We start from the raw sequence: 8,815 nt of genomic DNA, 5'->3' as shown, positions 1-8,815 counted from the left end.
TGGGCGCCGGCGACAGATACACGTCGGCTGCCGACATCGTGAACGCGCTCGCCAGCATTGCGACTAACGGATCGCCCGGCTCGTCCACCTGCCTCGGCGCCAGACGCGGTTTGATGCCTTTGGGCCGGCCGGTGGTCCCCGACGAGTAGAGCATCTCCGCACCGCGGGGCTGGTCGGTCAATCGCGGTCCCGCGCTCGCCAACAGCTCGCGGTAGGACTGGTAGCCTGCGACGTCGTCGCCGTACGCGTACCAGTGCCTCACCTCGGGGACCAGCGACACAAGCGGTTCGGCCAGCGACCCTACTCCGGCCGAGACGACCACCGCCCGGGCGCCGCTGTCGCGCAGGATGTAGGCGGCTTCCTCGGGAGCCAGATGCCAGTTCACCGCGGTGATGTACAGACCGGAACGTATTGCAGCCCAATAAACTTCGAAAGCCTGCGCCGAATTGTCCGATACCAGTGCGATTACGTCGCCGCGTCGCAGCCCGAGCGTGTGCAGCGCCGACGCCAGCCGCGCGGAATTGTCCTCGAGCTCACGGTAAGTCAGTGTCTTGCCCGAGCCGGCCATCACGACGGCCGGGCGATTCGGCGTGGATGCCGCGTGGATTCCGGGAAACATGTTGGTCCTACGCGATCAGGCCGACGCGGAGACCGGCTCGGCTGCGCGAGCCTGCCTGCGGCGACGAACCTGGGCAATGGTGTGGAATGTGGTGGTTGCGGCCGGGATAAGCACCGGAAACAAAACCGTCACCAACGCCAACACCAAAGTGGCAATAGCACTCAGCACTGTGTAACTCCTTTTCTGCGCGCCGCGGCGCGCATTAGGGTTGCAATTCGAAATGAGTGGAATTCGAGAACTATGGTCACGACATCGCCCTCACCACAGACGCTACGGAGGCACATACAGTGAAGCGACGTCCGCAGCCGACCAAGTTTCGTCCGGCTTGTGCCGCGTCGTTGTCTATGACCGACAATCGCTCACACGTGTTCGGCGAGGATCAGCCCGTAGAGTTTGGCGTTGACGCGTCATAAGGTCGGTTGATGGGAGGGGAGAGCCACGAGGACCAGGCGCTGGTCGCGAAGGCGACATCGCTGGTCATCAGCCGCCTGAGTGACAAATTGCCCGAGACCACCCGCGCCATCCAACGGGTGCTGCTTGCCGAGCAGTCGGAGATGGGTGGCGAGGGTGAACTGCTGGCCTTGGTCTATGACGCCGTACGAGGAAATATCGACGCCTTCTTCCCCGCGATTCGTCACGGGATCCCGATCAATGACGTAGAACCACCGACGGCAGCGATCGAGCACGCGCGGCGCATGGCTCAGCGTGGAGTAGACGCGGACTCGTTGGTACGTGGCTACCGGCTCGGCCACCAGGCCCTGGTAGAAATTGTGCTCGGCGAAGTTCGCGCCGCGCAATTAGAAAGCCAGCTTGGTTTAGCCGTATTCCAGGAGATCACATCGGCGTCTTTCCGCTATATCGACCGGATGTCAGGTCTTGTCCTCGGCGTTTACCAGAATGAACGCGACCACTGGCTCGCGAATCAAAACCGGACGAGGGCATTGCGTGTTCGCGAGGTGCTCGACGGGAACGAACTCGACATCGATCAGATGACGCGATCCATTCGCTATCCACTGCATCGCACCCATCTCGCGTTGATCATGTGGTGTGGCGAGTCGGAAGATGCAGACGAACTCGCCGGGATGGAGCGGTTTGTCGGAGAACTGGCGAAATCACTGGGCGCGCAGGAGCGTCCGTTGTTCGTCGACTCGGACCGGGTCACCGGATGGGCATGGATACCGCTGCCCGTCGACGCTGTGCCCCACGCGACGAGGCGGATACGCGAATTCGTGGGCGGGCGGCCGGCCGCACCATGGCTGGCAACCGGTGATCCACTGCCGGGCGTCGACGGCTTCCGACGGTCGCACCAGAAGGCGCTCGTTGCGCGCGACGTCGCGATCGCGTCGCGACCGCACCCACCGGCGGTCACGGCAGCCGGCGATCCAGGTGTGGTGGTCGCTGCCCACTTCTGCGCGGACCTTGAACGGGCCCGGGCATGGGTCAGCGAAGTGCTGGGCCCGCTTGCCTGCGCGACCGACAGCGACGAGCGGATGCGTGAAACGCTGAGGGAGTTTCTGCGCGCCGGGTCCAGCTTCAAGGCCACCGCCGATCAGTTGCATTTGCACGTCAACTCGGTGAAATACCGCGTGCAGCGCGCGCTCGAGCGTCGTGGCAGACCCATCGGCGATGATCGACTCGACTTGGAAGTCGCACTGCTCCTTTGTCATTGGTTCGACACAGCCGTGCTGAAATAGCCGTCGAGAGCGGTGATCTTGCCGCCGCCGGCCCGACCAAATCCCGGAAAACGGAACGAGGCGCGGAATCGAGAATTAAGTTTGTGTCCGTGGGGGACAACGACCGGGGTGAATCCGCGTTCACCTGGCCGGGTCGGCGCGAGCTCGTGGGCCGAATGCATGAACAACTTGACGAGCTGGTGGCCGCTCGCGACCAGATGGAGCAACTAGTGCGGGTCATCGTCGAGATCGGTTCGGACCTGGACCTGGACGTGACGTTGCATCGAGTCGTCAACGCGGCGATGGAGCTGACCGGCGCCCGCTTCGGAGCCCTCGGCATCCATGCATCCGACGGCACCCTGGTTTCTTTCGTCCATGCGGGAATCGATGCCGACACGGCGCGTCAACTTGCCGATCTGCCGGTAGGTGACGGTCTCCGCGTCGATGATCTGAGTGCTCATCCCCAGGCCACCGGACTGCACGCGCATGATCCGCCGATGCGGGCGCTCCTCGGAATACCAATCACCGTGCGGGCAGCCAACTTCGGCAACCTTTACCTGGCCGACGACCGGCCTGGTCGAGTGTTCTCCGCCACCCAGGAGGGCGCCGTGCGGGCATTGGCCACGGCGGCGGCCGCCGCGATCGACAACGCGCGACTTTTCGAGCGAGAGCGGGAAACGGCGAAATGGACGAAGGCCAGTCGCGAGATCACGACCGCGCTGTTGTCCGGCGACCCGCAGACGGGGCCGTTGCAGCTCATCGTGAACCGAGCGTTGGAGTTGGCCGGTGCTGAGCAGGCAATTCTGCTGGTTCCCCGGGAGCCCGATTTGCCCGCAGCTGAGGTCGACGCCCTTGTCGTGGCCGCAACGGCAGGTCGATATGCCTCGGAGGTGATCGGTCGGCAGGTCCCGATGGACGGCTCTACCACGGGTGGTGTCGCGCGCCGGGGCGTACCGCTGATCACTGATTCGTTCGAGTACCCGATTGAGGGATTCACCGATGTCGGTGAACGCCCCGCGATCGTCATCCCGCTGATTGCGGACGAGGCGGTGCTCGGTGTGATCGCCGTCGCGCGCGACCCGCAGCAGCCGCCGTTCGGTAACGACTACCTCGAGCTGGTCAGCGACTTCGCCCGGCACGCAGCTATTGCATTGGCGCTGGCGGCAGGTCGCGAACACGCGCTCAACCAGGAACTCGCCCAGGCGGACACCGTCGACGACGCGCTGCACGCCGCAGCCGAAGAACTGCGCCGGCTCTGGCGGGCACGGCGGGTTCTGGCCGTCACCTTTTTGACTGGCAGTTCCGCTACGGAGATGGCCTGGGGCGCACCGCAGGTGGTATCGGTCGGCGAGCGCGCGCAGTGGGCCGACCTGACATCCGATACCCAACGGACGCTCAGCGAATTGCGTGACGGCGACCTACTCACCCCCAATACGGCAACGCCCGGGACGGCGGGCATCGCGCTGCAGCATCCCGACGGCGTGCTCGTCGTCTGGATCGATCTGGCCGAGCAACGGCCGTTCACCCTCGAGGACCAGACTTTGCTGACGGTGCTGGCAGGACGCCTCGGCCAGGGCCTGCAGCGGGTGCATCAGGTCGACCAACAACGCGAGACCGCCTTGGCGTTGCAACACGCAATCCTCGGGCCGGCCCAGCTACCGAGCGGGTTCGTGGTGCGCTACCAGGCCGCCACCCGGCCCCTTCAGGTGGGCGGCGACTGGTACGACATCGTCGACCTGGAGGACGGGCGCATCGCGTTGATCGTCGGCGACTGTGTCGGCCACGGCCTCGCCGCCGCCACCGTGATGGGACAGGTGCGAAGCGCCTGCCGCGCGCTGCTGTTCGAAAACCGCAGTCCCAGTGCCGCTCTCGAGGGGATGGACCGGTTCGCCGCGCGGCTGTCCGGCGCACAATGCACGACCGCCGTCTGCGCGGTGCTCAATCCCGAGACCGGCGAACTGGTCTACTCCAGTGCCGGACACCCGCCGCCGATCCTGGTCCACGCCGACGGCACCACCCGGATTCTCGACGACGGCCACACCATCGCACTGGGTTTACGGCCCGCCTGGACCCGCCCCGAAGCCCACGTGACCATTCCCGCGCGCGCAACCCTGCTGCTCTACACCGACGGTCTGGTGGAACGTCGCCGCAATCCGCTGGACCAGGGCATCTCCCGCGTCGCCGACGTCGCTCGGGACGCCCGTTCATCGACACTGGATGATTTGGCGAACCAGATCATGTCCCGGGTCGCGCCGAGCGGCGGCTATCAGGACGACGTTGTCCTGCTGCTCTACCGCCATCCCAGCCCGCTGGAGCTGAAGTTCCCTGCTGACGTCAGCCATCTCGCTCCCACCCGCAACGCGTTGCGCACCTGGTTGACCCGAGCTCAGGTGGGTCCAGATCAAACTCTGCAAGTGCTCGTGGCCGCCGGAGAAGCTGTCGCCAACGCCATCGAGCACGGTCACCGCCACAGTCCGGAAGGTCCAATTAGCCTGGGCGCCAACGCATTGGCCGACCGGGTCCACTTGACCATCACCGACACCGGCTCGTGGAAGCCGCCGCAACCGGCGGCCCACTCCCATCGCGGCCGGGGAATCCCGCTCATGCGAAGCCTCGTGCACGACGTCAATATTCAGTCCGACACCACTGGAACCACAGTTCACCTGATCGCGAGGATCATCTAGTGCCTACGTCCCTCACCCTCGACACCGCGCGCTACAACGACGGGAAACTCAAGCTGGTCGCAGCGGGGGAAATCGACCTGAGCAACATCCACGAATTCACCCAAGCCCTCGCCGCCGCCACTCGCAGCGACGGAATCTTTCTCGTCGACCTCAGCGGGGTGGAATACCTGGACAGCGCCGCCATCAACGCGTTGGCTACCCACGCCGACCACATCCACCTCGTCGCCCACCGCTTCCTCATGCCCGTCCTCAGGATCAGTGGGCTGACCGAACTGACCACCGTCGAACCCGCGCCGCCGGGCGACACCGTCTGAAACATCTATTCCAGCTCCAACTTTCGCGATGACGGTCGATCGGCAAAGACATAGAGAGAGGACTGCTCCATCGATGCGCGAAGCTGATACGGCCGTCCAGTCCGCGGATGACCACGTTCACTCAGTGCATCGCAAGCTCGACTTCCGTTGGTCGACACTGGTGATCCTGCTCGTCGCGGCAGCCGCTTCGATAGTGCTGCTGACCACCCTCGTGACGCCGCAGGAACGCGACATCGGACTGCTGGTAGGCGGTTGGGATTTCCACGTCTACCGCGGCGGCGGTCGTTATGTTCTGAACGACCTGCCGCTCTACACCAAGCCCCTGGACTGCTGCACGCCGCTGCTCTACACGTACACGCCGTTCTCCGCGCTGGTTTTCGTGCCGTTCGTCTGGTTGCCCGACGACGCAGACCAACACATCTGGCTGGCCATCAACGTCGTGCTGCTGATTGCCTGTGTGATGCTGTGCTTCCGGATACTGGGCTATCGAATCACCCCGTACCTGGCCGGCATCTCGGCGCTGTTGGCGATCGCCTGCGGGTTTCTGGAACCTGTTCGGACCACGCTGTTCTATGGGCAGATCAACCTGCTGCTGATGCTGATGGTGCTGTGGGACGCGTCGCGCCCGGAGGGCAGCCGACTCAAAGGAATCGGCATCGGCCTCGCGGCGGGCATCAAGATCACCCCCGCTTACTTCGTCCTGTACTACCTGCTGTTGCGCCAGTGGCGAGCCGCCGGGGTCGCCGTTGCCACGCTCGCCGCGACGATCGGGTTAGGATGGCTGGTCCTTCCGCGGGACTCATGGCAGTACTGGGGCGGAAAATTCCTCGACTCCAGCCGAATCAGCAATTGGGTCTTCGATCCCGCCAACCAGTCGCTCCGCGGGGCGATCGCCCGCCTCACGAAAGAGATGCCAGCCACCTGGTTGTGGGTGCTGGCCGATGCATGCCTGGTGGCGATAAGCATGTGGATCGCGGTGCGTCTGTACCGCCACGGAGAACCCCTGCTCGCGGTGAGCGTCGCGGGGTTGAGCGCTACCGCGGCATCACCGTTCACCTGGACCCACCACTGGGTGTGGCTGGTGCCGATGACCGTGTACCTCATGCATCGGGCCGTGGCCAACGCGTGGTGGTGGGTCGCGGTCGTGCCACTGTTCGCGGTGATGGGTTCATGGTCGGTGTTGCTTCCCAACGACCATCAGCAGCGCATCGGTCTGTACCTGTTCCAGCGGACCGGCGTCCCTTGGCAGGTTCTGCTGAACCTGCACCTGGCGGTCTATGCCGCCCTGCTGATCATCGCGGGCCTCATCGCGAGCGGTCGTGTCGGTAGGACGCGCCGAGGAAGCGCTCCACCATGACACGTTGCGCCGCAGGATCTTTCAGCGGCCAGCACAACAGCGCCAGGAAGACGTGGATCAGCCATTGCGCGGCGAGCGGGTCAGGCTTCTGCTGGCCAAGCATCTCGCCGGCAAGGGCGGTGACGACGGGTGAATTGGTGAGCCACTCGCTACCTGGCGCCAAATGCATTGGCCCCATGAGTGCAGTCAGCGGATCTGACTGCAGGCGTTGGAGGGCGACGATGGTGGCGGTCACCACTCGGTCGGGACCCGTCAAGTCTTTGATGGCGTCGCGCACGGTGCCGATGATGCGGTTCGCGTGAATGGCGATGACGGCATCACGGATGGCCGATTTACCGCCGGCCCGACGGTAAACGGTCGCCGGTGAGCAGTGGACCTTGGCGGCCAGTGCCTCGATGGTGAACGCATCGTATCCGGCGCGGGAGATCAGGTCGGCGGCCGCGGCGTGGATCCGTTCGGCACCTTCGCTTCGGCGATCCCGTCCCACCAGCCAATCGTCGTGTGCCATCCGACAGCGCTCCTCCGCGGTGCAATCCGGCTGGGAAAGACTTCTCTCACCGTGAGAATTCTTCGCCACTTTTTCTCAGCCTAATTCGCTGGTGGTGCGATGCAAGCGATTTCGGAGGCCGGCGGCATGCTGCCGGCCGCTTATCAACTTTGTGGCTCGGTATTGACGCTGTCCAAGGCCCGCATTCAGCCTGAACTGATGGCAGTCTTGGCTCCGACCGAATTCTTCGGCACCGAGACTTTGCAGAATCCGTATCCGCTCTACGACCAGATGCGAGCCGAGGCTCCGGTACACCGTATCGGTGATTCGTCGTTCTACGCCGTGTGCGGCTGGGACGCGGTGATCGAGGCGGTGAATCGCGTCCAAGATTTTTCGTCCAACCTCACCGCGACGATGGTCTATCACGATGACGGTACGGTCACCGCGTACCACATGGGCGAGCCGGGCGCCGCCATGCACGCGCTGGCCACCGCGGATGATCCCGTGCACGCGGCGCACCGCAAAATCTTGCTACCGCACTTGTCGGCCAAGCGCGTTCGGACCATCGCGGAGTTCGCCGCCCACACCGCCGACTACCTCTGGGATGAGAATCTGCGGGACGGGCACATCGAGTGGACGAGTGCGACAGCAAACCGGCTGCCGATGATGGTGGTTGCCAAGCTGCTGGGTCTTCCCGATACCGACGTCGAAAACCTCATCCGGCTCGGCTTTGCCACCACCACATTGCTGGACGGCGTTGTCACGCACGCACAATTGGACGCAGCCGGCGTTGCCGCGATGGAACTCTCCGGCTACATCATGGAGCGCTTCGAAAAGGCGACGACGGGAGCATCCGCGCCCGGCCTGATCAGTGACTTGGCCCAGCGCTATGCCTCCGGTGAGGTGGACCAGATTGTGGCACTTGGGATTATGCTCACGCTGTTCAGCGCCGCGGGCGAATCCACGGCGTCGCTGCTCGGCAGTGCCGCGTGGGTTCTCGCCGATCGTCCCGAGATTCAGAAGGAGGTGCGTGCGAATCCCGAATTACTGAACGCATTTCTCGAAGAGGTGCTGCGCTTCGAGGCACCGTTTCGCGGCCACTACCGCCACGTCTGGCGCGACACCACGCTGGATGGGGCAGTGCTGCCGGCCAATTCGCATCTGCTGCTGATGTGGGGGGCCGCAAATCGCGATCCGTCGCATTTCGAGGTGCCACACGAATTCCGTCTCGATCGCAGCGGCGCGAAAGGTCAATTGACGTTCGGTAAGGGCGTGCACTTCTGCGTCGGAGCTGCGCTGGCACGGCTGGAAGCCCAAATCGTGCTGCAGAAGCTGCTGGCACGCACCGCGTGGATCGAGGCGGCCGATGTCGGAGAGTGGTTGCCCAGCATCCTGGTCCGGCGTCTGAACCGTCTCGAGTTGGCAGTGCAAAGCTAATCGAATCCTGCGAGGGTGATTCGCAGTGCCTCCTCCATCTGAACGTATAAGGCTGGGCCGGTGGCGGATTCGGCGGTCAGCCAGCGGTCGAGTACGAATTTGACTGTGGCCAAACTGGTATGGACCAGCAGCGCGGGTCGGATATCGATTGACGCGTCGATGCCCATCCGGGAAGCGACCTGTTCGATGAACTTTTGCTGGTCGTCTTCGCTGACCAGCGACGACGCCCGACAAGGTCTATTCG

General features: G+C 64.2%; 8 protein-coding genes and 1 pseudogene. 5 read left to right on the top strand and 4 right to left on the bottom strand.

Annotation, left to right across the window (positions count from 1 at the left end):
• On the bottom strand, positions 1 to 619 hold a 619-nt coding region (locus VML93_RS19130; protein ID WP_325613079.1), incomplete at its 3' end, for an AMP-binding protein.
• A gap of 15 nt (positions 620 to 634) precedes the next feature.
• A complete protein-coding gene (locus tag VML93_RS19125; protein WP_325613078.1) occupies positions 635 to 787 on the bottom strand; it encodes a hypothetical protein in 153 nt (50 codons plus the stop codon).
• Between the two features lie 254 nt (positions 788 to 1,041).
• Between VML93_RS19125 and VML93_RS19120 the strand changes: the two genes are divergently transcribed.
• The 4 genes from VML93_RS19120 to VML93_RS19105 all read left to right on the top strand — a co-directional run bounded on the left by VML93_RS19120 (position 1,042) and on the right by VML93_RS19105 (position 6,647).
• The gene (locus VML93_RS19120; protein ID WP_325613076.1) at positions 1,042 to 2,313 is read left to right on the top strand and encodes a PucR family transcriptional regulator; all 1,272 of its coding nucleotides are present in this window, start codon (positions 1,042 to 1,044) and stop codon (positions 2,311 to 2,313) included.
• 155 nt (positions 2,314 to 2,468) lie between these two features.
• Positions 2,469 to 4,976: a SpoIIE family protein phosphatase gene (locus VML93_RS19115; protein WP_325613084.1), complete on the top strand. Its 2,508-nt coding sequence runs from the start codon at positions 2,469 to 2,471 to the stop codon at positions 4,974 to 4,976.
• Positions 4,976 to 5,290 carry an STAS domain-containing protein gene (locus tag VML93_RS19110; protein WP_325613074.1) on the top strand — a complete coding sequence of 105 codons (315 nt, stop codon included), beginning with the start codon at positions 4,976 to 4,978 and terminating at the stop codon, positions 5,288 to 5,290. Before VML93_RS19115 ends, VML93_RS19110 begins: the two co-directional genes overlap by 1 nt.
• A gap of 73 nt (positions 5,291 to 5,363) precedes the next feature.
• Complete coding sequence (locus VML93_RS19105) at positions 5,364 to 6,647, top strand: glycosyltransferase 87 family protein (protein ID WP_325613072.1); 1,284 nt, start codon at positions 5,364 to 5,366, stop codon at positions 6,645 to 6,647.
• Here the strand turns inward: VML93_RS19105 and VML93_RS19100 are convergent.
• Positions 6,595 to 7,155, bottom strand: coding sequence for a helix-turn-helix domain-containing protein (locus VML93_RS19100; RefSeq protein WP_325613070.1), 561 nt, complete (start codon positions 7,153 to 7,155; stop codon positions 6,595 to 6,597). The genes VML93_RS19105 and VML93_RS19100 overlap by 53 nt on opposite strands.
• 198 nt (positions 7,156 to 7,353) lie before the next feature.
• Between VML93_RS19100 and VML93_RS19095 the strand changes: the two genes are divergently transcribed.
• Positions 7,354 to 8,571: a cytochrome P450 gene (locus VML93_RS19095; protein ID WP_325613082.1), complete on the top strand. Its 1,218-nt coding sequence runs from the start codon at positions 7,354 to 7,356 to the stop codon at positions 8,569 to 8,571.
• Here the strand turns inward: VML93_RS19095 and VML93_RS19090 are convergent.
• Positions 8,568 to 8,815 (bottom strand): annotated as a pseudogene (locus VML93_RS19090) (TetR family transcriptional regulator); the annotation flags it as partial. The gene VML93_RS19095 and the pseudogene VML93_RS19090 sit on opposite strands and share 4 nt — an antisense overlap.

Source organism: Mycobacterium sp., from assembly GCF_035499775.1.
Taxonomy (GTDB): Bacteria; Actinomycetota; Actinomycetes; order Mycobacteriales; family Mycobacteriaceae; genus Mycobacterium.
The sequence above is the reverse complement of the archived record's forward strand: the minus strand, read 5'-3'. Positions and strand labels throughout refer to the sequence as shown.